This window comes from Saccharospirillum alexandrii (assembly GCF_004000275.1).
GTDB lineage: Bacteria > Pseudomonadota > Gammaproteobacteria > Pseudomonadales > Natronospirillaceae > Saccharospirillum > Saccharospirillum alexandrii.
In genome coordinates this window covers 322,208-347,675 of the sequence record NZ_RCIP01000003.1, presented here as the reverse complement: position 1 = coordinate 347,675, position 25,468 = coordinate 322,208, and the positions used below count along the sequence as shown (strand labels likewise).

The window sequence follows — 25,468 nt, the reverse complement described above, 5'->3', positions numbered from 1 at the left end:
GCGCTCAAAACGCAAAATCTGCCCCTGCTTGGATACGTTATAACTCTAGGTTCATCATGAAGTATATATTTTTAACAATAGTTCTTACATCATATGTTGGATGCGCTTCCCAACGAACTAGCGCTGATGAGATTTCAGAAGGCGAATGGTGGATGTTAAGCGGTTCCGAGAGAGTTTGTGTAGCAAATAAAGATGAGTATTACTGGCTTTCACCCGACACCTTAGTTAGTGATTACGAATGTCATGTTAACTCTGAAATAAATGTGGGCACTGCCGTTGAATGTACATCGGGAGAATTGAAAGGGAACTCATATTATTTTTCGAGAAACCAAGAAATGTGCGAGCTTTTTGCAAAGTTTCTGAATAATGATGAGTAATAACAATCGCCAGCAATATCAGGCACTTCGTGCCTTGGACTCACAACACGTTGCTCGCCATTGTGGCGGGCGTTATGGGGAAGAGATAGATTTTTATGAGTATGGACAGGTTCGTCGAAAGACTTAATGAGTTTGGGTTAGATGTTGAGTTTAAAAACAATAAGCTGAACTTATCGTATGAGGGAGTTTCAAAAAAAATAACGATTGACGATGATTGGCAAAGTGCGATTAGGGGATTCTATCGTTCCCGACGCCATCATTACGACGATGAAGAGCGTATTTTTTGGTCCCCAAAGAGTTTTGAGCGTCCAATTGGTAGGTTGAATCAGAATGCTCTAAATTATACTAAGAGTTATGAGTTTTCTGGAAATAGAAGTGGAAAAGTAATAATCGATCAGGCTACAAAAAAATTCAGTCTAGCTTTTTTGAACTCGGACGAATATCAAAGGTTTTTTGAGGTAATAGTTGAAAGAAGGCTTGAAAGACGTGGATTGAGAGCGTTTAAAGACGTTATTGATTTCTTATGGCAACCTCGATCAATAAGATATGAAGTCTCCTCGAATACAGATAAGAGCTTGCTATTTGATAAAGCAAGTAAGGCAATTGCTGGCTGCCTATTCAAGCTCGCCTACGAGAAAGGTGAATGTTGGGAGCCACTGAAGCCGAAGAAAAGAATACAAGTAGATTTTCACGAAGAAGAAAGTGAGGATGACCTTAACATTCCTTTGGCTGCTTATGATGAGAACTTAGTTCGTTACTATAAGGTTGCACGAAGCAGTCAATTTCCTAGTCAAGCATTCTTGGCATTTTATCATGTTTTGGAATATAACTTTTTAAAGGTTTCTGACGAATCCCTCTATAATAAAATTAGAGGGCAGATCAATAATCCGGAGTTCAGGCCGAACCAAAAGAATATAGACAGGCTCATTTTTACGATTGGCTCTCATAAAGACCAATCTGATGAAACGGAAATGCTTAGAAGCGTACTCCAGAAATATGTAAACGAAGAGGAATTAATCGATTTTATAAAAATGGTAGAAGAGGAGGTTGAACGGAATATTTATACAAATAAAAGGTCGATATTCGGTGAGAATTTGGTGGTAAACGCCAAGGCTGGTCACGCTCTATCTAATTGTGCAAAGATAATAAAGCACATTCGTAATTCGCTAGTTCATTCTAGTGATCGATATACTAGAGAAGACTGCCATATACCCTTAACAGAATCTGAGGAATTAGTGCATGAATTTGTTCCTCTTGTTCGCTATATGGCTGAAAAGATTATATTTTCGTCGGCCTCCAGTTCTCCATAACAAATCGCGTCACTCGGACAAACTAAAGTTTGCCGGTGCGCTATTGCGTTATATGTCATGAGTACCGTCGAACAAAAAATTATCTGGCTGGGTATGGCCATCATGTTGGGCTATCTGGTGGTTTATCAGTTTTTCTTTATCCCCCAGTTCATTGGAAATGAGCCCTATGTCGGTGAGGCTGCGATAGCCTATTTGGGTTGGTTTACGGTTGTCATGACGTTCGCCTGTGTCGTACTGCTTCTTCGTGACCTCAAGCGGCGAGACATATCGGGCAAGCCCGCTTGGTTTATTGGTATCGTGATTTTCACTTGGGTGGGTCTCCCGTACTATTTCTTCAAGCACGCGCGGCGACCGTTGCTAAATGCCATATAACCAGTCGCTGTAGTACGCGGCCGATGGCCGCCGGACACCCTTTTCATTGCGGCTTCGCCTCCATTACAAGGTCGCCGCTAAGCTCAGCGTTATGCCTAGGAAGGAATCAAGTTGAATACATACATTGCTCTTTTTCGTGGCATTAATGTCGGTGGAAAGAATATTTTGCCGATGAAGGAACTTGTCTCTATTCTTGAAACCTTGGGCTACGAGAATGTAAAAACATATATTCAGAGTGGGAATGTAGTATTCCAAAGCGCTAGAAAACAAGACGACGATGACGCTGATGAAATTGGAAAATCAATTTCCAGTAAAATGGGATTTGAGCCAATGGTTATGCTTTTAAGTTACAAACAGCTTCAGACTGCAGTTCAGGATAATCCATTTCCGACAGAAGTTGGTAAGGCCTTGCATTTTTTCTTCCTTAAGTCACAGCCTAAGCAACCTAATTTAAAGAAATTGGAAGTACTTAAGTTAGAGTCAGAAGAGTTTAAGCTAATGGGCAACGTATTATATTTGTATGCGCCTGATGGTGTTGGGACAAATTGGACAGGCATAGTAAAAAGAGTGCATAAAAATTCCTCGTCCGCAGAAAATTATCTGTGGAGCTTGGCAAAGAAATCAGTTGAAGTAATTCATCAGGACAAATTGGACAGGCATAGTAAAAAGAGTGCATAAAAATTCCTCGTCCGCAGAAAATTATCTGTGGAGCTTGGCAAAGAAATCAGTTGAAGTAATTCATCAGCACGAAAACCGGCCAAGATGCCGGTTTCCGCGCACAGCAGTGCCTCAGGTTGCCCTGTGCGGCGTATTTTCTTTAGATTGAATAGTTAGGTTAGCCACTCTGCCAGCCCAAGCCCTGGGGTTCGCTGATAGCCGAACTGTTGAAATTTAGCTTTGATGGAAATGGCAGTGCCTACCAAACCTTTGAATTGGCTTTCAAAGTGCTGGGTATTGTAGATCCAATGTTCAGCATCAATGTTCAGGCGTTCTAGAATGGGTGGGATGCTGTCGTCGATACTGCCACGCTTGTCATCCCGTAATTGGCGCCCGGTCCAGTCTACCAGTTCAAGATAGTCTTGCAGTCGAAAGGGTAGGCCAGCGGGCATGTCCTGGCGCGGGTAGCCTACAAACGGAAACAGTGTTTTTGGTTGATGTGGTTCTGGTGACTCCGGGGCTTTCTGGGCAGTAGCTATCCGTTCTTTGGCTGAGGTAAATTCGGATGTTTCAGGTGTGGCTGCCATCTGTGCTCGAATGGGGTTCAAGTCCACATAGGCCAGGCAGGTTGCCAGTGCTTCTTCATCGAGCAAGGCTTGGGATTTGAAGCGTGATTGCCAGAAATGTCCGGTGCAGCCGTCTTCTGCGTTAGCCTGGCGGGCGATGTCTTCGTTAAGGGCTCGCATGAACCAGCTGATCGACATTAGTCGTTCACGCCATTCAGCGGCCAGTTCCGCTATGGCCTTGAGTTGTTCTTCGTACAGGTCTTTACCAGCCATATACTGCTGAGTCAGGAAGTTTCCGGAATACAGCGTGTGCCAGCGCTCAATCACTTGGCTATCCGTCCAGGCCTTGGCCTTCTCGGCGTTGATGTGCAGTACCACATGGTAGTGATTGGACATCACAGCATAGGCGCAGATATCGAGCGCATACACGTTGGCTAGCTCCATCATACGCTGCTCAATCCAGTCGCGGCGGTGTTCGTAGTCGTTGCCTGAGTGCTCATCACGACCGCACAGGAAGGCGCGGCGCACGCACCGGGAGGTGCAGTGGTAGTAGGGGGTCGCCTCCAGGGCGATCTGGCTTTTCCTTGAACGTGGCATAGTGTCTAACCCTGACGGCCCGTTTTATTGTGCTGTATAAACTACTGGATGGATATTTTGGGGTCAAGTGTTAATGTGGATGTCCAGATTGCCTGAGTCCCTAGACCTGAGACAATCGAAAAAAGCGGGAAGAAGCGGACTTGATCATACTTTCCTTACCATGTTGATAAACTCATCATGTTGATGATGAAGACGGTTATGAAGAATATGGCAGCACAACATCGCGTTGCTCGGCGGTCCCTCCCGACAGGCCCCGTGACAACGGCGTATGAACGCAAGGTGGATGCTGAGGAGGTGCGACGAGATGACGCGCAAGTCGCTCTGGCGGCAAAACTCGATGCCCTGCACGAGTCTCTTACCTCGCTCACACCAGTACCCGTGCGCACCGACAGACCGACAGAGAGCAGCTCTACAAGCAGCAGTCCGCTGTTACTGTTACTGACGCGATCCTTGGCATCCGCTCAGTCCTTTCTTCGAAAGAAATTCCATTTGTGGTCTTTTGGTCCACCACCGCGAGGCATGTACATTCATGGACCGGTCGGGGTCGGCAAGAGCTTTCTAATGGATCTCTTTTACGCGTCAGTTAATGTTCCTGATGATTCTTGCTGTAATAATGACAGCCACAGCTTCAAACACGTAAAAATTAACAAACGCCGCGTCCACTTTCATGAATTCATGCTAGACGTCCATCATCGAATCTTTGTCTACAAAAAGAAGCACCCACGAGATGATGCGATACCCATCATTGCGCAGCAATTGGCACAGGAAGCCCAACTCCTCTGTTTCGATGAATTTCAAGTAACAGACGTTGCCGATGCCATGATTTTGAAACGACTTTTTTTATTATTATTGGATTGGAATGTCGTGGTGGTGGCCACCTCGAATCGCTCCCCCGATGCCTTGTATGAGGGAGGCATTAACCGATCCCTCTTTTTGCCATTCATAGACATGTTAAAACACACGTTCGACATTATCTCCATGGAGGATTCCGCCAAGGATTATCGACTCGAAACTCGAGCTGATGGTCAATCCTATTTTTGGTCAAACAAGGATGTTCACGGCGATAATAATAGTGATAACAACATGCTGGTGCAATTGAAAGAAATATTTGGTGGCACTGCATCCGGAACTGAGGCCGAGGCCATTCACGTACCCTTCGGTCGCACCGTCCAGGTCGCCCGATTGAATGACCGGTGCGCCTGGTTTGACTTTTCCGAGTTATGTTACCAACCACTCGGCGCGGCCGATTATATTTCCCTCTGCGACCGATTTCAGGTCCTCATCATGGACCGGGTGCCGCAATTAGACGCCAATCACCTCGACGAAGCGCGACGATTCGTGACCCTCATTGACGTGTGTTATGAATCTCGCACCCGCTTGGTGCTAGCGGCAAAAGTCCCGCTCGATGAATTATTGGTCGAGTTTGAAGCGCAAGTTGAAAGCAGTGATGGAAATGAAGAGTTGTTTGTCAGTGAGAAGGGGGGAAACTCGAGTTCATTTGCGACGACCATGATTCGCACCAAAGAGGGTGAAGAATTTGAGTGGTCGGCGACGGGTCGAAGTGGCGTGGCACTGGCACAATTATCGGCCACTAATGATCTCGCCTTTTCCTTTCGACGAGCCGCGTCTCGGTTGGTAGAAATGGGTGGAAAGGAATGGGGACGGCAATGACGAAAGCTCTTTACCTTGCAAACCATTGAACCTATGGCAGATTTTTACCTAGGGAACATGCGAATAAGTCCCTAATATGAAATAATCTGCCACATATGATAACTCAAAAAGAACGCATCATGAGCCATCAAATTACTTTTGCAGATAGTGAGTTTTCCAACAAGCGTCGTAAAACGCGTAAAGAGATCTTTTTATCACGGATGGACGCTCTGTTGCCTTGGCCTCAACTCCTTGAAGTTGTTGAACTATTCTATCCTAAGGCAGGCAATGGACGACACCCTTATCCATTAGAAACGATGCTTCGTATACACTGCATGCAACAGTGATATGCCCTTAGCGATGAGGCCATGGAGGATGCGCTCTATGAAACGTAACTGGGGTCAGATGAAGGTTTTCCCATTAATCTTCATCTGACCCCAATTATCTATGAATAAAAACCGCATAGTTATTCTCGCAACGGTTGTCTCAAGTCTGGTTTTGCTTTGCGTGGTGTTCTTTAACCTCTACCTATTCGAAGCTGGAGCTGTCGAGGTACGGACGATGGTGGCACTTGAAGTTCCGGTTGTATTAATCGGCCTCCTCAGCTGTTTCGTCTCAGTGTTAGGTGTGCTCTGTTGGTTGTGTATGAGGCAGTGGCAAATGGCACTTTTTGGCGCGATGAGCGTGACCGTATTCCTTGCTTCGTGTCTCATAGCCGGCATGAGCGGAGGGGCGTTTCTAAATGCAGCCTAGTCCGCAACCACATAACCAGGCGCTCTTACCGGACAATTTCTCCACCGCTTTGCGGCTACAAAATTGCCGCAAAGCTCTGCGTTAGGCTTCACATGAATCGAACAATACTTTTAGCGGTCATGCTTTTTGCCGCAGTTAGTGCAAAAGGAGAAACGGTGAGCATCCAAGATCATCCTAGATATGGTGAAAACCCGATTTATCTGTTTTTTGAGGCATACGTCCAAGATGTTATAGGCTTTCTGCCCAAAGAGAAATCCGATTCCATTCAGAACATGAATATCCAAAAAGTATTTGGGACTCAGGCATCGGAATGGCACGCAGTAATTGAAGAAAAACTTCACCTATCAAGTAGTGTCGATACTGCCATACTTGATTTGTGGTATCGAAACAGAGAACACTTTAAATCTGAGTCAGGTGAGTATGATCCCGTGTGGTTCAGTCAAATATTTACTGATGAGTATATGAAAGACGATAGTCAGGTTGATGTATGGCCTGAAGGTGCGCTTGAAGCTGCAAAGGAAAGAATTAAGCAAGCGCAGTCAGCAAACTAAGCCTAACAAAGGCCAGCACAATCGCCAAAATGCAAAAGGCGCATCTGGCTGGACTCGCTACACTGCATGAATGGGGCACACACATTGGTCGGCTATCAGATGATAGAGTACCATAGGTTGAATCTATTAAATTGGGTTGGGTGTCTCAGCAACACGCCAGTGGGTGTCTTGGGTGACGAAGATGGCCTGCACAGACATTCCGGTAGGCTTCGACAAATGAAATAGGCTAAGTGCATCGGTCGAAGACCAAAACTGAACTATACGACTTAAGAACAAAAAGCCTGGAATCTTGATGAATAACTACTTGAAATTGAAAGGGCCGCACAGCTTCGAACCCCCGCACTTTATTTCTAGAGCAGCGTATCTGTCCGTTCAGCTTAATGTTTTGGCATTTGTCATAGTCGGCTTAACCCTAATGTTCGCTAACTTGTATCAAGGTGGCGAAGTTAGTCCACCTAGAGTTTCATTTCTATTGATAGCGGTCCTTTCACCCATTTGGCTAATGGGGGCCCATTACTCGATCAGATTCCTTCGACTAAGGAAGCCGTCACTCTCTTATTCACTACAATTTTTGATAAGTACTTTCTGGAAGATCGGGTTGGGCGGTGCATTGGCGTACTTTATTCTATATAGAAACGAAATACTGATAACAACTCAGGTAATAGCACTTGTAGTACTATTTTTTGGTATAACTTTCTGTTGCTTCATCACTTTAGGCTATATTAATGGCCGATTTGGGGTGTTTTTTTCATTCTTCAATCTCTGTCTATTAGTTTACACCTTGTCTACGGGAGGCAGTGTAGAATTTTTTCAATGGTTCTCGTTGTTTGGGCTCATTCCTATTGATAGTCGTGTTATGCAAATTGTACTTTTCACCATTACCATTCTATTAGGCTTAACGCAAAAGACCTTGTCCTTATTCGACTTTCAATACTAGCCCGAATATTTCACCAAACAGCTTAAGTGAATGCTACACCGTAGAGCTAAATGGGCACCCAATTTAGAGTCAAGGCTAATAGTGCGCGCACAACAGCCGACTATCGACAGAGCCATCTTAATAGCTTCTCTATATTACTTAAGATGACTGTCTAGGTTGGCCAAAGTTTTGTATGTCACCGACGAAGGAGCTGGCAACCCGGTCGCAGTTGACGTGTACAGCGACGACCAGGTGCTAGTGTCCGGGTTCGATTTCCGACCCGTCAGTCGAGGATGTATCCCAGCCGCCGTGTCTTGAGCACGGGCTGGGTGCGGTTGCCCCACGCAAACCGCAGCAGCAGGTCGCAGGCGTATTCCCGCACCTTGGAGGGGGAGATGGTGAGCTGGGCGGCAATCGCCTTGTTGGACTGGCTCAGGGCATCAGCTCCCGAGCACCCATATTAGTCACCTGCGACCAGCTGGATAGAAAGTGTCAATTATCCGTCAATTAGGAAGGTTTGCCTTACAAACTTCACACACTAAAACGTGAAAATAGATACCCTTAATTTGCAGATTGTTTAGAATCTCACGTCCTGACCAGTGCTAGGGTCCCCTAGTATTACCCAGCCTTTACCGAAGAGAATATCTATGCAAATTGACAAGTTTAAGATGCTAACGGCTGCATCTCTGTCTGTATTATTGCTTACTGCTTGTATACCTGAGTCCACCGATGATGAGGATAGTGCTTCAACGGGTGGAAATACTGATACTAACACTGAAGAAAATTTCTGCAGAACAGAAACGGTTACGACCACCATCGTTCCTGAGGTGGTGTTGACGGACGTTGATGATACCGAACAGAACGATACTGGTGCCCAAGCTCAGGTTATCTCAGTTAATTCTACTGTATCTGGCTACCTATCCGGGAACGCAGTTGGGGTACCCGGGACTGACTTTGATGATTATTACCTACTGAGCGTAGTAGAAGGTCAGGTTATCGATATCCAATTTGAGTTTAATCAGGGAACCACCAATCACATCTATTTGAAAAACGGTGATGACTCCGTGGTGGATAATACCAGCGGCGATAATGTCAAGAAGATTAATTATACTGTTCCATCAGGCATGACCGAACTCACTATCTTCTTAACGGCGGATTATGGCTCCGGTGACTATACGTTAACCGTTAAGACTCCCGCAGAACCAGTGGAAGTTACGAACACTCAGACGTTGGAGTGCTACGGCGACATGACGGGTCATGTGTCAGATGCCATCACAGGTGATCGCCTGGCAAATACCGCCATCAATTTGCGCTCTGGCCACGATGTAAAAGCCGGTGATATCTCAGAGACTGGCAGCACAAATGCCCAGGGTGAGTACGAATTTTCAAACGTCGAAGCCGGTGACTATACCGTCGAGGTCGTGCTGGCTGGGTACTCTACCGCATACAAGAACATTACCATTGAAGGTATGAGTACACTGTCTCAGTACCTTGCTATCGCACCGTCGTTGCCGGAAGGTCAGATGCGACTGGTACTGACCTGGGGGGCAACACCTCGGGATTTGGATTCGCATTTGCTGGTACCTAACGGCGCAAGTACCGAACATCTTTTCTACGGGAAAAAATCTGTAGATGGAGCCTCGCTAGATCGCGATGACGCGTCAGCTTACGGGCCTGAAACGATCACAATCACCAATGTAAAAACCGGTACCTACACTTATTACATTTACTCGTATTCTGGAGGCAGTAACTTCCGCTTCAGTAACTCTGATGTAGAAGTCTCGCTTTACGATGATACTGGACTTATAGCGCAAATGACTCCCCCGGAAGGTGTGGGTTATCAGTGGAACGTCTTAACATTTGACGGTACGTTAACTATTGTTAATACCATTGAGTAATCTCGCAAGCTAGATCGAGATTACTCTGTTGGATGATCAGGAAGGCAGCCTTTCATAGGCTGCCTTTTTTTTGATAATAGAATTGGTTATTGGAACAGGAACATTAGTGAGCTGCTAGGTCACGCACAATAGTCGACTATCGACAAAGCTATTATAAAGGTTTAATGCTGCGGGTGCATGGATGCGCTGGAGCAGGGGACAGCACAGGCGCAGATATCGAGCGCATACACGGTGGCCAGCTCCACCATGCGTTGCTCAATCCAGTAGCGGCGGCGTTCGTAGCCGTTGCCTGAGTGCTCATCACGACCACACAGGAAGGCGCGGCGCACGCACCGGGAAGTGCATTGATAGTAGGGAGTCGCCTCCAGGGCGATCTGGGATTTCCTTGAACGTGGCATAGCGTCTTACCCTGACGGCCGGTGGAAGTCGAATGCTGTATAAAGTATTGGGTGAATTTTGGCTGATCAAGTGTTCAGGCGGGTGGCCTGGTTGGCCTTCTCCATTTATAAAATGAGATAATGTAAGTATCTCACCTATATTGGTCGATTTCTCTATGCCTTCTATACGGTTCAAGCTTGCTGAGTTTAAAAACTGGTCTGCTGCTCTTTTTACTTTGCTAATCACAGCATGCAGCGGCGGCACTGTCTCTAGCCCAGCGACAGGCTCAAATGCCGTTACCCAAAGGCCATCAAACCCAATAACTCTGGCTTATTTACGGGATACCGACGGGGCCGCAGGGCAGTTGTTTGGCCGTGTTCAAATTGAGGCTGCCGAGGCCAAGCCGAGCGATACGGCAAGGGCCGAGTTTGTGGAGGTATATTGGGCTGATGAGCAGGGTAAGGCGGTGGGGGACCCTTGGTTAGTAAGCGAGGCTAGTGCCGTGTATGACCTGGAGATTCCTGCAGGAACTCGCGTGCCGGCTAACACCTCCGCGCTAAAGCTTTACCCGGGTAACAGCGTTGGCTTAGCTGAAGAAGGCACACTTGTGCGCTTTCACGATTTCACGGGTAATGCCCTATTGGCCGGCCCGGGCGGCAATGAGGTTCAGAGTTGGTATTACGGCGATGACCGGCCAAATATGTATGTGCAGCGTACTGATGATTACGGCGGGTTGTGTCTATTCGATAATGGCCTTGTGAGTGTCATCGACATGAACAACACCCGCGATGATGCGTGGGAAGCAAATGCTGGCAGCGGCCTGGCAAACACCGTTAGCGATAGCGCCTACCCGCCGTATCAGTTTTTATGTGATACCAACCCGGTAAACACCTATCGCGCTGTGGAAGATGAGTACGGCGTGTGGACGTACTCAACACTTAACGACAGCCTGTTTTACGGTACGCTTGTTTACGACACGTTTCTCAAATATCTCGGTGAGCCCGCACTTGAAGAAAAGCTGCGCTTACGTGTGCACTACGGCAATCTTACGGATACCAGCGTTTACTGGGATGGGGCTTACGCTAATTTCAGCGATGGATACCTATTCCAGTATTCGATGTCACCACTTGATGCTATTGCTCACGAAGTCGGGCACGGGGTGCTTTCTCGTATCTCGAGTTTGAATCCCTATGAAAACGAACTCAGCACCGATGCACGTACGGTTCACGAAGCTTTTGGCGATATTTCGGGTGTTATGGCCAAGTACGAGTTCACCGGCCACACCAACAACTGGGTACACGGTGAAGAAGCCGGGGGTTTAACGCGTCAGCTCGACCAGATTCAGACTGAGGCGGGCGCAATACCTAGCGTGTTGGATTACGACGAGGCAGGCAACAACTTCTATCTGCGTATTGGCATGCTGACGTATCCATTCTATTTGTTGGCCAACGAATTGGGTCTCGAAACCGCTTACAATTTGTATGTGAATGCTGCGAGAAACTGTTGGTCGCCAGCAACAACACTCACCGATGCCGCTGAATGTATTTTGCAACAGGCTATCGATGCAGGGTTAGATGAAAAGCCCGTTGTTGACGCTTTTAAAACCGTAAAAATACAACTGTTTGATGAAGGTGTTTTAAGTCATTTTTACGCTGAAACCTTTAAGCTGCGTGTCGAATTCAGTGATGACAGCCGTAGCACAGGTGACGTAACTGGGTGGCTTTGGGATTTCGGTGATGGTCAAACATCAACCGCTGCCAACCCGGAGCACGTCTATGTGGGTGGAGGAGACTACCAAGTTAGCCTCCGTGTTACAGATACTCACGGCGATCAAGACAGCTTTGCTCGGCAGATTACAGTAAGTGATCAATACTGTGCGATTAGAGAAGTGGTTACTGCTGCTAACGTCATGAATAGCGTGAGTATTGGCGGAGAAGACCTGGAGTATCAGTCAACAGAATGGGATTACACCCAAACGCCGATTTTTCTGAGCGAACCGGCCAATACGGTGATCACTGTGCAAGGTGATAACGTTGCAACCGAGCGGTCGACTACCTGGCGAGTGTGGATAGACCTAAACGACAACGGCGTATACGGTGACAGCGATCAAGAACTGCTGGCTGATCTTAACGTTGAGCAGGGCCAACCGTACGCCATGACTACCTCGCTCGATTTGACTGGTATAGCGAACGATGGAAGCGCAAAATATCTGCGTATCGTTGGCGATTACGTGAATATTTCACCGTGCAGTGCTTCCGTTGGTGAGGCCTTGGACGTGAGAGTGCAGTGGTAATGGCTGATAGGGCATGTACATTAAGGGAGCCGAATGCCATTGCCTAACCCGACGGGGTATGACTTCGGCTTTTTTACCCGTACCAGACACATGTAGGGTACGGGGGCGCTGTCCAGGGATGTATTCATCGGCTGTTTGGCTGTTTTTCACATTGTTGAGGCTCCCACACTAGGTGACTATCAGGAATCAGATTATGATAGCCTTTATTAATGGATTGGGTTGGGTGTCCCGGTAATACGCTATTCCGGTGGATGTCTTCGATAGTATTGTTCGATCTCCTGGTTGGTCTTGCTTGGATTACGTCGCAGGTACGATTTTTATATTACCAATGGAGCGATAAGCTGCAGTAGACGCAAAAAGTGAACCTTTTGTGCTGACAATAGACCGACAAGTGCCTCAACCGGGACACCACTGGATGCAATGACTGACCTGAACAGTATTTTTTCTTCGTTCACATGGTTGAAAAAAGTACATTTCTCCCTCGGTGAGTGGCTCGATACTTGGTAACCCGGGAATTTCACCCGATCGGGTGAAGATTGCGTTTCGCGACCTACGCATACTGAACACTCTAAAAACAGCGCGCTTGCTGTATCACCACAATGGAGTGTCTCAATGAATAAGCGAATCCTATTGGCGTTACCTTTAGTGGCAGTCATTGCCCTGACCGGATGCAATTCATCCTCAAGTGATGAAGCCGAGCCGGCGAATACTACCGATGAAACTGGTGGTGGCGAAACCAACCCCGTGGGTGACACAGGCACCCCTGAACCTTTGACCGTGTATACGGATGAGAACTGGGATACCAACTACGATACTTTCGAAGACCTGACGTTCTTCAAAGGCGGTATTGATATGTTTGCCGTAAAACGCACGGCAAAACTGGGCGCGGATGACTACTCGACACTGACCGGTTCGGAACTGTCCAAAGGGCTGGTGACCCATCGGAACCTGCCGGTTGATCAACTGTCTTCACCGCATGTACGTACCGCCGGGTTCAAGTTTCAGCATTCGGCTGCCAATAACTACGAAAACGACATCTTGGTCGTAACCTGTACGCCGGGTGTGATGATGGACGCGACCGGACCGGGAACAAGCGCGATGCTGATTCCGGCGACCCTGACCTTTTCACTGAAGAGCAACCCCAGCGAAATCCATGAGGTTAGCTTAACGTTAAGCGCCGAACCAACGGCCTATAAGCACGTGGTGACATGTGACTCGATGGATGTCTATGATGGTGCATCGTCGGCAGACGAAGTGGTTGTGTTTATCGGCGGTAAGCAGGCGTATGTGAATAATTCCGGAGCCGGGTTCCCTTTTATCATCCGGCGCTCGGCGGTGACCCGATTGGTCATGGACTTTGACATAGATGGTGAGATTGAAGACAACGACCCAGCAATCGTTCCTATGGTGGGTGGTATCGGCGGTTCAACGCTGTATTCATCCGCAAGTGATGAGATTCGCGCCTTGTCGGCGATTACTGACACTCATGTGGTTGCCTTTCACCGTTCTGGGGTGAATAACCGATTGATAGAACATGACATGACCGATCCAACTGCACCAAATGATATCGTCAGAAGCGGTACCAATGCCTTCACTGGATTGACAGATGACATGACCGTCAGTGATATGGAAGCCCACATTGCTTTCGGTAATATTCCCCGCGTGAGTTTGGTTAGTCATGATTATGTCGGCGTCGTCACGGTCGATTATGAAAATGCCAGCCCATCGTTCGTAAAGAGCACCGATACCAATGCGCAGAACTGCGTGGATGTGATTACCTCCGATGGCCAGCCAAACGCCCGGCTGTGGTGCCACAACAGCCTGGACGAAGGTACACTGCTGCAGTTCACCTATTAACGGTTTAACGGAACCAAAGGCCCGGCAATGACGCTGAATGAATTCAACCGCGAGTCGCCCTATGCCCGCAACATTCAATGGGAGCGACAGTCGTTATTCGTAGACGAAGTGCAACCGCGTATGGTTGTCAGTGGGCTCGGCGCTTCTATGCTGGGAGTGCTGATGAGTCAAAACCTCGGTATGGTTGAGCTGATGGTCTGGCTAGCTATCTGCTTCATTGTTAGTCTCGGCTCTTATCTGGTTTTGACCAAACAGCGTCGTATATTAGGGCGCGCCTTTGATAACAACCACGTTTACCGGCTCGTCTACTGGCATCGGGTAAACCTGCTGATCGCACTTACCTGGGGTGTCTTGTGGAGTGTGGGTCCGTGGTTGTTTCTGGATGGTGCCAATCAGTCGCAGGTCTTCGCGTTGTTGCTGTTTGTGATGGTCATGTCGTCCATGCCATCTGTCACCATGGGGACCTACCCTGATATCTTTCTGCTGTTTATCATCCCTGTGTTCAGCAGCCTGTTTATTCTGTTATGGCCAAGTTCAACTCCGCTATTGCTGGCGGTGGTGGCCATGTCCGGGGTGTCCTTGGCTGTGTTCAGCCTGATGACGCACAAGAGACAGATGAATTCGATCCGGCTTCGCCTGGAGCATCAGCTGGCTCGACAGCAGGCCAGCGAGGCCGATCAGGCGAAAAGTCGCTTTCTGGCCGCCGCCAGTCATGACCTCCGCCAGCCATTACAAGCAGCCAACCTGTATCTTCAGGCATTTCAGGGTCGACTGCTTGAACCCGATGAACTCCTGGACAAGGCAAAGGAAAGCGTGTCCTCGGCTAATGACCTGCTGACCAAGTTGCTGGACATGTCACTGATCGACGCGGACGTCGTCACCGTGACCATTCAGAATTGCTATTTAGGGAACATTCTGCACACTCTTGAGACCGAATTTACGCCTCTAGCGCTTGAAAAAGGGTTAGCATTGGATATAACGCCAGCACCCATTCAAGTTTCTACGGATCCAGTACTGTTGTTGCAGATACTGAGGAATCTGCTCGACAATGCGATCAAATATACCGAATCGGGCTCGGTAAGTGTCAGCCTCGAACTTCGTGGCGAGCAGGCATCCTTGCGCATCGAAGACACCGGCTCCGGGATCGCCGAAAGCGAACAGAGGGATGTTTTTAAAGAGTTTTATCGGACTGCACACACGCGAAAAAGTGAACCGGGAATCGGTTTGGGGTTGTCGATTGTTCGTCGGCTGTGTGAGCAGTTAAGACTGGAGTTGAATATGATCTCTGTACCGGGCGAGGGCACACGGTTCAGTCTTTCGCTGCCTATCTGTTTGGATGCGGCTATATCGACCTTACCGGGTGAGCCGGTCGCCCCGTTACCCGAGCACTTTACCGCCTTGGTGGTCGATGATCATGAACAGGTTCGCGATGCACTGTCGGCGATGCTCGTGGAATGGAACGGCGACGTCTGGGCAGCGAGCGATCACGCTGAGCTGACGATGCTGCTTGAGCAAATGACGTCGGCACCGGATGTGCTGTTAACGGATGATATGCTGGCTGATGGTCATCGTTCGGAGGACTGTATCCAGACGGTACAGGCGTTCTTTCCCGGCACGTGCTGTGTCGTACTGACCGGGAATACGTCTCTCGGGGGGATTCAGCGGCTCAGTCATGCACACTGGCCGGTTCTGCACAAGCCGATCGACAGTTCAGTTCTGCAGGGCACTCTCAGTCGCCTGCTGGCCAGCAAACGGGTATCCGCTTCAAAGTAATCCCAGGCTTAACGCGCGGTTCAGACATTCCGTCCGGTTTGACGCGTTCAGCTTTCCATACATCAATCGGGTGTGGGTTTTGATGGTGTTCGGGCTGAGATTAAGCTCGGCGGCGATCTCGCTGGTGTTCAGTCCCCGGTGCATCTGTTGCAGAATGCCCAGCTGGCGTGCGGTCAGATGGAAGGGTGATTCAGGCTGTTCAGCCAACTCCCGGGTTATCGAATCACTGGTGACCCAGCGTTGACCCTGGCGAATCCGCTGAACAAAGGAGAGGATATCCAGTGGCGATTGGTCTTTGCTGATGTAGCCTCGGGCACCCATCTGTTGGGCATTGGTAACCACTGCCGGTTGCCGATTGGCTGAGCAGATCAGCACAATCGATTGGGGCCATCGTTTCAGTATTTGATCGAGCAATGTCAAACCAGGACTGTCCGGGAGATCCAAATCAATGAAAATGCACTGGTAGTGCCGGCCGGCTCTCAGTGTCGCCAAAGCGTTGTGTGCCGTATTGGCAACATCAACCTGCAGTGTTGGCATATGATGTTGCAATGTCAAAGACAATGCATCGGCAAACATGGCATGGTCGTCGACCAGCAGCCAGTGTTCAGAAGAAGTGAGCGATGAATTCATGTAGGGCCTGATACCGCGAAACTCAGAGCATTGAAAATCGATTGCTGTTCGAATTATAGACGGTATTTCGGGCGTAACCCAACCCCTGATGTGGACATGAACGTCTTTTTTGCGCCGGCGTGCAGTCCCAGCTACAAAGAAACCCATTGAAAGGACAAACCCACTAAAAGAACAGTCACTTGAGCAAACGGGCTTCGCTGGATACCCACGTTACGTATCTAACAAAGGGTATCTGTGTAGAGCTGTAGTCTATGGCATTCCGGTGGCTGCCCGTGATAACCGTGGTAGCCCTTGGTTAGTTTGAGGGGACACACGTCGAAGGTCGATCGATAGGGTGTCCCGCGTGCAGACTGTTATTAGAGTGGCAGATCTGGCTAGTTTCACGCAGCGGCAGCCAGCTTGGGGATGCCTAAAGCCAGCGTTTCAGACGCGGTTAAGCAATTGGAGGGGTGGCTGGGCACAAGTCGGTCCCGATCGACACATACCGAACTGCTGACATTTAGCTTTAATTGAGATAGGGGTATCAACCAACCCCCTAAGCTGGCTTCCAACGCAAAGTAAGCAGCTTCGATACCAGTGGTTTTACGAATTCAAGCTGATGGAGTGCTGTAGGATGGAAGGCAACACCAACTTCTCGATTTAGATCGGCGAGTATGGGCGGGCGTCGTACCAGGACATCCTGCCTGCTGGCAGCAACACTTTCCGGTACGATGGCAACCCCCATGCCGCAGGCCACCAGAGTTAGCGCCCAGTCATCGTTGTCAGTGCTCGCGCGCAAATCAGCATCCAACCGGTATTCTTGCTCCAGACGTTGCTGCACTCTGTCTTTGAGTTCGCAGTGCACCCGGCCAATTAGAGGCATGCCTGACAGATCATCAGCCGTCAGCTCATCATGCAGTGCCAGATGTGAGCTTTCAGGCAATGCCAATACGTAATCCTCACGCCATAACGACTGGAACTGCCAATCGACGGGTACATACTCCCGTATGGTAAAACACAAATCACATTCTGCCTGCGAATTGACCAGATAGATCGCTGCACCCGGTGCGGTGCCACGTATCTCGTGCACGATCTGTTCTACGCGCCGCCCGGGTAAGGTAGGTAGCATTCCCAGGCGTATAGCCGGTGTCGTCGAACGTCGAAAATGCTCGCCTATCGCGTCCGCTTCTGCCAGCAACCGCCTGACCAGCGGATACAGGTCATGGCCTTCCTGCGTGGCCCGTACGCCCTTTTTATGACGAATGAAAAGGCGGGTGCCCAGACTCTCCTCAAGTTGCAGGATGGCATTAGAGATCGATGGTTGAGCGATAAAGCAGCGCTTTGCAGCAGCGGTAATTGAGCCTTCTTCGTAGGTGGCGACGAAGTATCGCATATTGCGCATATCAAGCATGGATTATCCATAGTCTAATTATTTCATATGAAGAGTTATAACATATTTTAACTAATACTTGATCTGCTTTACATTGAGCACTCCCTACACTTGAATGGAGCATCATCATGCAGCAAGAGTCCTCAATTGAAACCATCGAAAACCTCCTGCTGGCCTTTGCAGGCGGAGATGGCGAAGCGTTACTTTCCCGCGTTGATGACACAATCGATTTCCGCATTGATCACTATCGGGACGAGACCGATGTCAGTTGGCAATGCGCGCGCGACAAAACTGAATTGATGTCTGTCTTGCAACGTCTTGGGCTCGAGGTCTTTCCCCGTGGTACACACATTGAAACTATGCAGAGCCATGATCTTGGCGAAGGTTGGGTGCTGACTGAATTCAGGCAGACGTTCTATTATGCGGTGCGCCAGAAAATGGTTCGAACTCGTAACATGCTTCTTTCTCACAGCAACGCTGGTCGAATGGACTATTTTCGGGAGACGGTCGCGTCAATAGACAACCAGTGAAGGCAAGTTGTCTTGAAGCCGAAGATTTCCGCGTTATCAGCGTGGGCTATCGAGGCACTCGCGTTAGGCGGCTTAGAGCGTATGCCAGTGGTGAATGACTTGGGTATCCGGCCAAGCATTGGCTTTCTCGGCATTGATATGCAGCGCTATGTGGTAATGGTTGGACATAACTGCAGGCGCAGAGATCGAGCGAATACACCTCTGGGTAAGGTCGCTTGCCATTCAATGACAAGCGATGCTGTGCAGTTCTCAAAAGGGTGATTGGCATCGGGCGGTTATACGCTTGCCGGTTAGAGGGTGCTCAAAGGCCAGAGAGGTTGCATGGAGCATTAGCCGGCTTGCCAGCGAAAAGGCAGCATCACTGGCATAAAGGTCACACCCCAGTATCGGGTGACCCAGTTCTCGGCTGTGAATGCGCAATTGGTGAGTGCGGCCTGTTCGCGGTTTGAACAACACCCGGCTGCAGGCTACCGGATGCCCTGTTTCATTGGGCACTTGCACGTGCCTGATCACTTCGTAGTCGGTCAACGCTGGCTTGCCCGTTTCCCCACAAATCACTTGCAACGGAAACACACCTTTGGCTATTGGCGCGCTGATCGAGCCGTGTTCGGGCGTCACATGTCCCTGCAACACGGCTGTGTAAGTCTTTGCAATGGTGCTCGCCTGAAACTGCCGGGTGAGTATTCCATTAATGTGTTTGTTAAGCGCGACCAGCATAATTCCCGACGTGCCGAAATCCAGTCTGTGCAGCAGGCGGGCATCGTGAAATTTCTGACTCAAGCGAAAGTGCACCGAGTCTTTATTCAGGGGGTGCTTGCCAGATAAGCTGAGCAATCCGGAGGGCTTGTTGATCAGCAGGATCGACTCGTCCTGATACAGAATCTCGATCGATTCTGTACACCTAGGGGCAATGAACGGATCAGCCTGGGGTTGCATGATGTGAGCATCGCCTACTTCGAATGGAGAAAAGCAGTCTATCAATGACAAACCAATTAAGACAGACTGCACAATAGTCGGCTATCATGATTGTGTCCTTCATGGTCTGGTACTGCTGGTTGAGATGGGTGTTCACGTGGCCCTCTGCGTCCTATCTGGAAACGAGCAGCGAACCACTAAAGCCGATAGGCTTAATATAAAAGCGGTACCTGCCATCGCTACTCGAATATTGTTTGCCCGGTTCCATTGCTCGCGAATGCTGGCCCAGTCTGAAGGCAGTGCACTCAGCTCCCAGGATTCAGTATAGTAATTCAGTGGCAAATTCACGTTCCTGGTAAACAAGATAATCCCTAGCCCATAAACCAGAAACGCCAGCCCAAGCAGCGCAAACGCCAGGCTGGTTCGGTGCCGCCAGTTCACTATTAAGGCAATGAAGGACACCACCCCGCTGCCAAAGAAGAAGGTAAAGAAGGTGGCATGCCGGACATTTTGGTTGAACAGGCTCTGCACCTGAGCATAGACCGGGCCGCTAACTTCTAGCATGGCAAGATTAATGTTGAACGAATAAGTCCAGAAGAAACCGGCCATAATGCCGAAAAACAATGCCGACAGGGCCAGCATGGCGTTTTCTGGAAAGGTTGTTGTCATGCCGCTCTCCGATCATTGAGTCAGTCGCCAAGGGTACTTTCGTGACCGGTTGATGGCGTTATCATTTGTTAATACCACGCTTCAAACGTGACAGGGAGACGTTTGTCACTCCCAAATAGCTCGCCAAATGGTAGTCCGGAATACGGGCGATCAGGTCGGGCAGGTCGGCTTTCAGTTTTATATACCTCTCCCGGGCTTTCATGGTCAGCAAGTCGTGTTCGCGTTGGAATTTGCTCTCTAGCAGCCGTTCTGCGTAGTACAGCGCAAAGCGTTGCCACAGACCTTGCGCCTCCAGATGATGGTAAAGCGCGTCGATATCACAAACCAATACTTCTGTGGGCTCGATGGTTGCAATGCTGAACAGCACGCCTTGCTCTCGGTCCCGGGGTGCGACGGGCCACAGGCAATGCCTTTCGCGGAAAAACCCTTTATTGTAATCGTTACCATCTTCGTCGGTGTAAAACAAACGAATGAGGCCGCTCTGTATATAGTACAACTGCCGCCAGGCTTGGCCCGACTGTAAAACAGGCTCTCGAGCACTGAACAAACGGTAGGAAAATAGTCTTACAAGGGCATCCTCATCACCAACTTGTATGCCGGCGTTTTTGAATACCTGATCCAACATAGGCTGCATTCTTAGTTGGCCTCCCTGGGCGAGCGATAGCAATGTTATTGAACATACACGATGAATGGGCCATGTACCTTAGACGGCTGCCAATAGCGTTGGCGAGACACCCAGAATAGACGAGTAACGAGGAAGGGTTAACTGTATGTGCACACTAACGAAGGGACCTTGAAATACCTGAAGACTGAAAGAATAGACACAAAAGTCGACTATTGTGATCCTGTCTTTCATAGTGTGGCGCTATGAATTGTAATGGGTGTCCACGTTGACTCTGTACCGGGCGCCCTGATCAGGCAGCCATCAAAGAATCGCGGCGTCTAGTTGCCACAGCTATCGTTGTAGGGTTTGACATGAATTTGACCGCGGAAAATAACAACAGTTTAGCGATGGGTAGCGAAGAATGAAGTCTGCCCCATTCTGAATATTACGCTTTAACAGCGCGATTGTTAGGCGCAGGAGAACGTCAGCCAGTTCCAGGTAATCCGGTAGCCGAAAGGCAAGGCCGGTGGGCATATCCTGACACGGGTAACCTACAAGCGAGAACCGTGCTTTTGGTTGATGGGGCTCTGGTTATTTCTGGGCTTCCTGTGCAGTAGCGATCTGACCTTTGGCGAAAGTATGCTCGGAATTATTCAGGTGTGCCCGCCATAAGATCAAGTCAAATAAGGCGGGGCCTGTAAGCCCCGCTGTGTGAGTTGGCATTATTGCGCGTGATTGGCTTTTCGATCAATTACGATCGCGAGGCACGTCTGATCACATTTACATCATGCGTTTCAACTCGCCATAGTCACCACCCGTGCGCAACTCCAAGGTAATATCATCGTCGTTTCGGTTGCGGAAGAACCAGCCGTGATTCCCGGTGAAGGCAGCTTTCAGTTCTCCTTCATCGCTTGGGACCCCACGGCCTTTTTCATAGGAGATTGACTGACCATTACCATCACCATGTGTGTCATAGTTTATGGGCCCTCCTAATGAAACCCAGGAGTAGAGGGCCACACTCCCCGACTCCATGGTCAGTTTGAATTCGGTGCCTTCACCCGGGGTTAGTACAACGCGTACTTCGTCTTTCCATGAAGGCCCGGTCTCTGATGCTGTAGTGCCTGCCACCGTGTCTGCCTGAATGCCGGATTCGGGGGCGGTAGTCTCGGCTGGCAGAGCGGCTGTTGTGTCCGAGTTAGTGTCTCTAGCCGATTCAACGGGTATTGGCTGCACTGCTTCCTCGGCTGCTGCTTCTGCCGCCAGTTGCATTTTTATTTCCCCCATTTCGGTAAGTCCGAGAACGCGACCCGCACCGGTTGGGTCTACAGCGTATTCGGCAGGCAACACGACCGTAATGAGCAGAATCACGGCAACTGTCGCAGCAAGGATGGTAGATCGAATCAGCTGCGCAGTGCTGGGGAGGTCGTTTCTGGAAGGTTTAGTGGTGTTGTACATAATAAATCTCCGATGTTAAACGACAAAATAGCCTGTCAGCTGATAACCAATGAGCAGGAACCCAGCGCTCATCATGGCAACGTTAGCGGAATAGGCATGCCGGAAAAAACCATCTGTCTTGCGCCAGAAGCTCATGGCAATGAGTATCATGGTAAGAGCGATGAGTTGACCAACTTCCACACCAACATTGAAGGCAAGCAAGTTCGGTACGAGGCCGTCAGTTGCAATGTCGTATTCAAGAATTTTTGTGGACAGGCCGAAACCATGAAAAAGACCGAAAATCAAAGTCGCTGCCTTGGTGTTTGGTTGAATGCCAAACCAGCGTTGATAAGCACCCAGGTTATCGAGTGCTTTATAAACGACCGAGAGTCCAATAATGGCATCAATAAGGTAGCTGTTGATGCCTATGTTGAAGTACACGCCGAGCAACATGGTTGTTGAGTGCCCAAGAGCGAACAGACTCACATAAACAGCAATATGCTGGATGCGGTAGAGGAAGAAGATGACACCGAGTAAAAACAATAAGTGGTCGTAGCCAGTCACCATGTGTTTGGCACCCAGATACATAAACGAGACCAGATGAATACCGGTGATTTCCTGAATATAGCCCTTGTCGCCTTCAGCAACAGCGTGGGCGAAGGTGTCGGTGCTCAGGAAAAGCAAGCAGATCGCTATAAATAGCCAGGCAAGATAAGACGCACTGGCACTGTTGCGCGCACGCCAGCGTGTACGGGTATAAGGGAATACCATAAATGCTCCGATTTTGCTGAATGATTAAGCGGGTTAGCCGTTGTTTTTAACCAGGCAGAACCGGTCTGGGCGGGCGGTAAAACCGATAACAAGCCGTGCGCGGAGTGTCATCAACGCCTAAAGCACATTGCTTGAACGTAGCTGACGTCGTTGTTAGTAAATTAAGTCTCAGGTGGTCTGCAGACTCATGGCTATGATTGGAAGCGTTGTGGTGATTGTGAGATTCAGATTCGTCATGGTGCTGGCTGTGGCTGTGGCTGGAATGACTCAGTCCCGGGGGAGGGTTAAGTTCAGGCAAGCTATGGGACAGAAGCTCCCCCATGGCAGACAGTGGTGTGCCAGCCAGCACAAGCAGCATGACAAGCACTGGAATCCACGGGTTGTGTTCGAAAGCCAATCTCATAGGTGGTTAGCGTGATAGCCCGGCTGGTAGAGTAAAGGTGTGATAGATACTACTATGCGTACAGTATTAGCAAAAAATATTACTGCTAATTGAACAGGGAGGCAACATGCAGTGCCTTCCCACCGACATGTAGGATCGGCTCTGGTAACCATGCTTCATATTCTGAAACACAGAATCTACCGCACCCTTTTTTTAGCACAGGTTGTCGCCCTGCTGGGGACGGGTTTGGCAACCGTGGCGCTGAGCCTTATGGCGTTCGATTTGGCAGGAGACAGCGCGGGGCAGGTACTGGGAACGGCCATGGCGATCAAAATGATCGCCTATGTGTTAATTGCGCCACTGGCGGCGGCCATCGCTGAACGCCTTCCCAGGCGGACGATGCTGGTGTCCTTGGACCTGGCTCGTGCGGGAACGGCATTGGCGCTGCCTTTCGTTACCAGTGTCTGGCAGGTGTACGTGCTGATCGCCGTTCTGCAATCGGCCTCAGCAGCGTTTACGCCCACCTTTCAGTCTATTATTCCAGATACCCTGCCAAATGAAGACGATTACACCAAAGCCTTGTCGCTGTCGCGCCTGGCGTACGATCTGGAAAATCTGGTCAGCCCGGCATTAGCGGCGCTGATGTTACTGGCAACCAGTTGGCAAGGGTTATATTCGGGTACGGTCATCGGGTTTATCGCATCAGCCATACTGGTTGTTTCGGTTGCCTTGCCGCCGGGCTCAAAACCAAAGGAACAGAGGGGGGCCTACGAACGGGCCTGGCGCGGCTTCAGAATATTCGCAGCAACCCCCCGTTTGCGCGGGTTGCTGGCCCTTAATCTGGTTGTTAGCTTGGCCGGTGCCATGGTTATCGTTAACACCGTAGTGCTGGTAAAGGGGCAATTTGGATTAACTGACCAGGATACAGCCATTGCGTTCGCTGCCTTTGGTGCCGGCTCGATGGTCGCCGCTTTGCTGCTGCCGGTGGTGCTAAAGCGGTGGCGGGATCGGGAGGTTATGCTGGTGGCGGGAGGCATTCTTGTCTCCGGGCTCGCCTTCACAATACCGGTTACCCAGTTGGCCTGGCTGTTGCCGGTATGGGCGTATCTTGGTGTTGGCTTCTCCGCAGCACAAACGCCTGTGGGCAGGCTACTAACACGGTCTTCCAACAGGGAAGACCGGGCTTCCATGTTTGCCGCTCAATTTTCTCTATCCCATCTTGGCTGGTTAGTTTCCTACCCTCTTGCAGGCTGGCTGGGGTCCGTGGCCGGCATCCAGATTGCGTTGTTAACCCTTGCCAGCCTAGGCTTTCTTGCGCTGATCGCAGCAATCAGGCTCTGGCCACCGGATGATAAGCTAGTGCACGCACATCGGCACGATGATCTGGCCAGTGATCACCCACATACTTTAACGACCGGCCGTCAGCACAGCCACACTTATGTTATCGATAGCCTTCACCCGAAGTGGCCAGATTAATAGTAGGGCGTCGCCTCCAGAGCGATCTGGGGTTTCCTTGAGCGTGGCATTGCGTCTTACCCTGACGGCCTGCTTAAGTTGGATGCTGTACAAAAAACTGGCTAAACTTTGACTGGTCAAGTGTTCAGGTAGGAGGCCTGGTTGGCCCGTGGTAGATTTTAGATCCTATCTGGCGGGATCACCTTCGGAAATGTCAATAATGAAGCTGTTAGCATAAGGAGATTAAATGTATCAGGGTAGCTGTCTGTGTGGTGATGTAACAATAGAAATAAATGGTGGCATTGAGTCAATCATTCATTGCCATTGTTCAAAATGCAGAAAAAGCAGTGGCACCGCATACGCAACAAATGGTTTTGTAGCTAGAGCGGGTTTCATCATTAAAACAGGCCAAGAGAAAATTGGCTATTATGAAATGGCGCCGGGCAAGAAACGACATTTTTGCAAAGTCTGTGCATCGCCCATCTTTAGCAGTAATGACGCATCGCCAGAGTTATTGCGTTTACGGCTAGGAATTTTGGATACGGATATTGTGGAGAGGCCAATGTCGCACAATTTTATGTCCTCAAGAGCAAGTTGGGATGATCTGGATGCAGAACTACCTCAGTATGATGGGCACGAGCCAAGCCGCGCGGGTCGGTAATGAAGCAGAAAATACTAAAAATCAATAGGAAAAGTAGGGTGGCTATTAGGACATGTACATTAACCACCCATCTAACTCATGCACCTTATAGCTTGACGCT

At 49.4% G+C, this 25,468-nt stretch carries 21 protein-coding genes and 2 pseudogenes; 14 read left to right on the top strand and 9 right to left on the bottom strand.

Annotation, left to right across the window (positions count from 1 at the left end):
• Positions 1-472 precede the first annotated feature (472 nt).
• The 3 genes from EP166_RS15235 (at position 473) to EP166_RS15225 (ending at position 2,737) form a co-directional block, all read left to right on the top strand.
• On the top strand, positions 473-1,687 hold the full coding sequence (locus EP166_RS15235) for a hypothetical protein (RefSeq protein WP_127558601.1): 1,215 nt from the start codon (positions 473-475) through the stop codon (positions 1,685-1,687).
• Positions 1,688-1,744: 57 nt separating this feature from the next.
• Positions 1,745-2,059, top strand: a complete 315-nt coding sequence (locus tag EP166_RS15230; RefSeq protein ID WP_127558599.1) for a PLDc N-terminal domain-containing protein — start codon at positions 1,745-1,747, stop codon at positions 2,057-2,059.
• A 111-nt stretch (positions 2,060-2,170) separates the two neighbouring features.
• Positions 2,171-2,737, top strand: coding sequence for a DUF1697 domain-containing protein (locus tag EP166_RS15225; RefSeq protein WP_164743963.1), 567 nt, complete (start codon positions 2,171-2,173; stop codon positions 2,735-2,737).
• 152 nt (positions 2,738-2,889) lie between these two features.
• On the opposite strand, the gene EP166_RS15220 is transcribed toward EP166_RS15225, so the two are convergent.
• Positions 2,890-3,879 (bottom strand): transposase, encoded by a 990-nt coding sequence (locus EP166_RS15220; protein ID WP_127558595.1) that lies wholly within the window; start codon positions 3,877-3,879, stop codon positions 2,890-2,892.
• A 177-nt stretch (positions 3,880-4,056) separates the two neighbouring features.
• On the opposite strand from EP166_RS15220, the gene zapE reads away from it, so the two are divergent.
• The 4 genes and pseudogenes from zapE to EP166_RS15200 all read left to right on the top strand — a co-directional run bounded on the left by zapE (position 4,057) and on the right by EP166_RS15200 (position 9,647).
• The gene (gene zapE, locus EP166_RS15215; RefSeq protein WP_127558593.1) at positions 4,057-5,550 is read left to right on the top strand and encodes a cell division protein ZapE; all 1,494 of its coding nucleotides are present in this window, start codon (positions 4,057-4,059) and stop codon (positions 5,548-5,550) included.
• Positions 5,551-5,669: 119 nt separating this feature from the next.
• Positions 5,670-5,873, top strand: a pseudogene (locus tag EP166_RS15210) (transposase); the annotation flags it as partial.
• Positions 5,874-6,374: 501 nt separating this feature from the next.
• On the top strand, positions 6,375-6,833 hold the full coding sequence (locus EP166_RS15205; protein ID WP_127558591.1) for a hypothetical protein: 459 nt from the start codon (positions 6,375-6,377) through the stop codon (positions 6,831-6,833).
• Positions 6,834-8,396: 1,563 nt separating this feature from the next.
• Positions 8,397-9,647, top strand: a complete 1,251-nt coding sequence (locus EP166_RS15200) for a carboxypeptidase-like regulatory domain-containing protein (RefSeq protein WP_127558589.1) — start codon at positions 8,397-8,399, stop codon at positions 9,645-9,647.
• 161 nt (positions 9,648-9,808) lie between these two features.
• On the opposite strand, the gene EP166_RS15195 is transcribed toward EP166_RS15200, so the two are convergent.
• Entirely contained in the window at positions 9,809-10,045 is a 237-nt protein-coding gene (locus tag EP166_RS15195; RefSeq protein ID WP_127558587.1) for a hypothetical protein, read from the bottom strand.
• Between the two features lie 155 nt (positions 10,046-10,200).
• On the opposite strand from EP166_RS15195, the gene EP166_RS15190 reads away from it, so the two are divergent.
• The 3 genes from EP166_RS15190 to EP166_RS15180 all read left to right on the top strand — a co-directional run bounded on the left by EP166_RS15190 (position 10,201) and on the right by EP166_RS15180 (position 15,948).
• Entirely contained in the window at positions 10,201-12,318 is a 2,118-nt protein-coding gene (locus EP166_RS15190; protein WP_127558585.1) for a PKD domain-containing protein, read from the top strand.
• A gap of 612 nt (positions 12,319-12,930) precedes the next feature.
• Positions 12,931-14,175: a hypothetical protein gene (locus EP166_RS15185; RefSeq protein WP_127558583.1), complete on the top strand. Its 1,245-nt coding sequence runs from the start codon at positions 12,931-12,933 to the stop codon at positions 14,173-14,175.
• A gap of 27 nt (positions 14,176-14,202) precedes the next feature.
• Positions 14,203-15,948 carry an ATP-binding protein gene (locus EP166_RS15180; RefSeq protein ID WP_127558581.1) on the top strand — a complete coding sequence of 582 codons (1,746 nt, stop codon included), beginning with the start codon at positions 14,203-14,205 and terminating at the stop codon, positions 15,946-15,948.
• Here the strand turns inward: EP166_RS15180 and EP166_RS15175 are convergent.
• Positions 15,940-16,578, bottom strand: a complete 639-nt coding sequence (locus EP166_RS15175; RefSeq protein WP_164743962.1) for a response regulator transcription factor — start codon at positions 16,576-16,578, stop codon at positions 15,940-15,942. The genes EP166_RS15180 and EP166_RS15175 overlap by 9 nt on opposite strands.
• A 390-nt stretch (positions 16,579-16,968) precedes the next feature.
• Here EP166_RS15175 and EP166_RS21775 point away from each other — a divergent pair.
• Positions 16,969-17,091 (top strand): annotated as a pseudogene (locus EP166_RS21775) (hypothetical protein); the annotation flags it as partial.
• 22 nt (positions 17,092-17,113) lie between these two features.
• Here the strand turns inward: EP166_RS21775 and EP166_RS15170 are convergent.
• Positions 17,114-17,968 (bottom strand): LysR family transcriptional regulator, encoded by an 855-nt coding sequence (locus tag EP166_RS15170; protein WP_127558577.1) that lies wholly within the window; start codon positions 17,966-17,968, stop codon positions 17,114-17,116.
• A 107-nt stretch (positions 17,969-18,075) separates the two neighbouring features.
• On the opposite strand from EP166_RS15170, the gene EP166_RS15165 reads away from it, so the two are divergent.
• Entirely contained in the window at positions 18,076-18,477 is a 402-nt protein-coding gene (locus EP166_RS15165; RefSeq protein WP_127558575.1) for a hypothetical protein, read from the top strand.
• A gap of 249 nt (positions 18,478-18,726) precedes the next feature.
• On the opposite strand, the gene EP166_RS15160 is transcribed toward EP166_RS15165, so the two are convergent.
• The 5 genes from EP166_RS15160 to EP166_RS15140 all read right to left on the bottom strand — a co-directional run bounded on the left by EP166_RS15160 (position 18,727) and on the right by EP166_RS15140 (position 22,870).
• Complete coding sequence (locus tag EP166_RS15160) at positions 18,727-19,413, bottom strand: RluA family pseudouridine synthase (protein WP_127558573.1); 687 nt, start codon at positions 19,411-19,413, stop codon at positions 18,727-18,729.
• Positions 19,414-19,545: 132 nt separating this feature from the next.
• Complete coding sequence (locus EP166_RS15155) at positions 19,546-20,061, bottom strand: anthrone oxygenase family protein (protein WP_127558571.1); 516 nt, start codon at positions 20,059-20,061, stop codon at positions 19,546-19,548.
• 61 nt (positions 20,062-20,122) lie between these two features.
• Positions 20,123-20,686: a Crp/Fnr family transcriptional regulator gene (locus EP166_RS15150; protein WP_127558569.1), complete on the bottom strand. Its 564-nt coding sequence runs from the start codon at positions 20,684-20,686 to the stop codon at positions 20,123-20,125.
• A 759-nt stretch (positions 20,687-21,445) separates the two neighbouring features.
• Positions 21,446-22,120: a hypothetical protein gene (locus EP166_RS15145; protein WP_127558567.1), complete on the bottom strand. Its 675-nt coding sequence runs from the start codon at positions 22,118-22,120 to the stop codon at positions 21,446-21,448.
• Between the two features lie 15 nt (positions 22,121-22,135).
• On the bottom strand, positions 22,136-22,870 hold the full coding sequence (locus tag EP166_RS15140; protein WP_127558565.1) for a HupE/UreJ family protein: 735 nt from the start codon (positions 22,868-22,870) through the stop codon (positions 22,136-22,138).
• A 553-nt stretch (positions 22,871-23,423) separates the two neighbouring features.
• Here EP166_RS15140 and EP166_RS15135 point away from each other — a divergent pair.
• Both EP166_RS15135 and EP166_RS15130 read left to right on the top strand, forming a co-directional pair.
• Complete coding sequence (locus EP166_RS15135) at positions 23,424-24,728, top strand: MFS transporter (RefSeq protein ID WP_127558563.1); 1,305 nt, start codon at positions 23,424-23,426, stop codon at positions 24,726-24,728.
• Positions 24,729-24,954: 226 nt separating this feature from the next.
• Positions 24,955-25,368 (top strand): GFA family protein, encoded by a 414-nt coding sequence (locus EP166_RS15130; protein ID WP_127558561.1) that lies wholly within the window; start codon positions 24,955-24,957, stop codon positions 25,366-25,368.
• Positions 25,369-25,468: the final 100 nt, after the last annotated feature.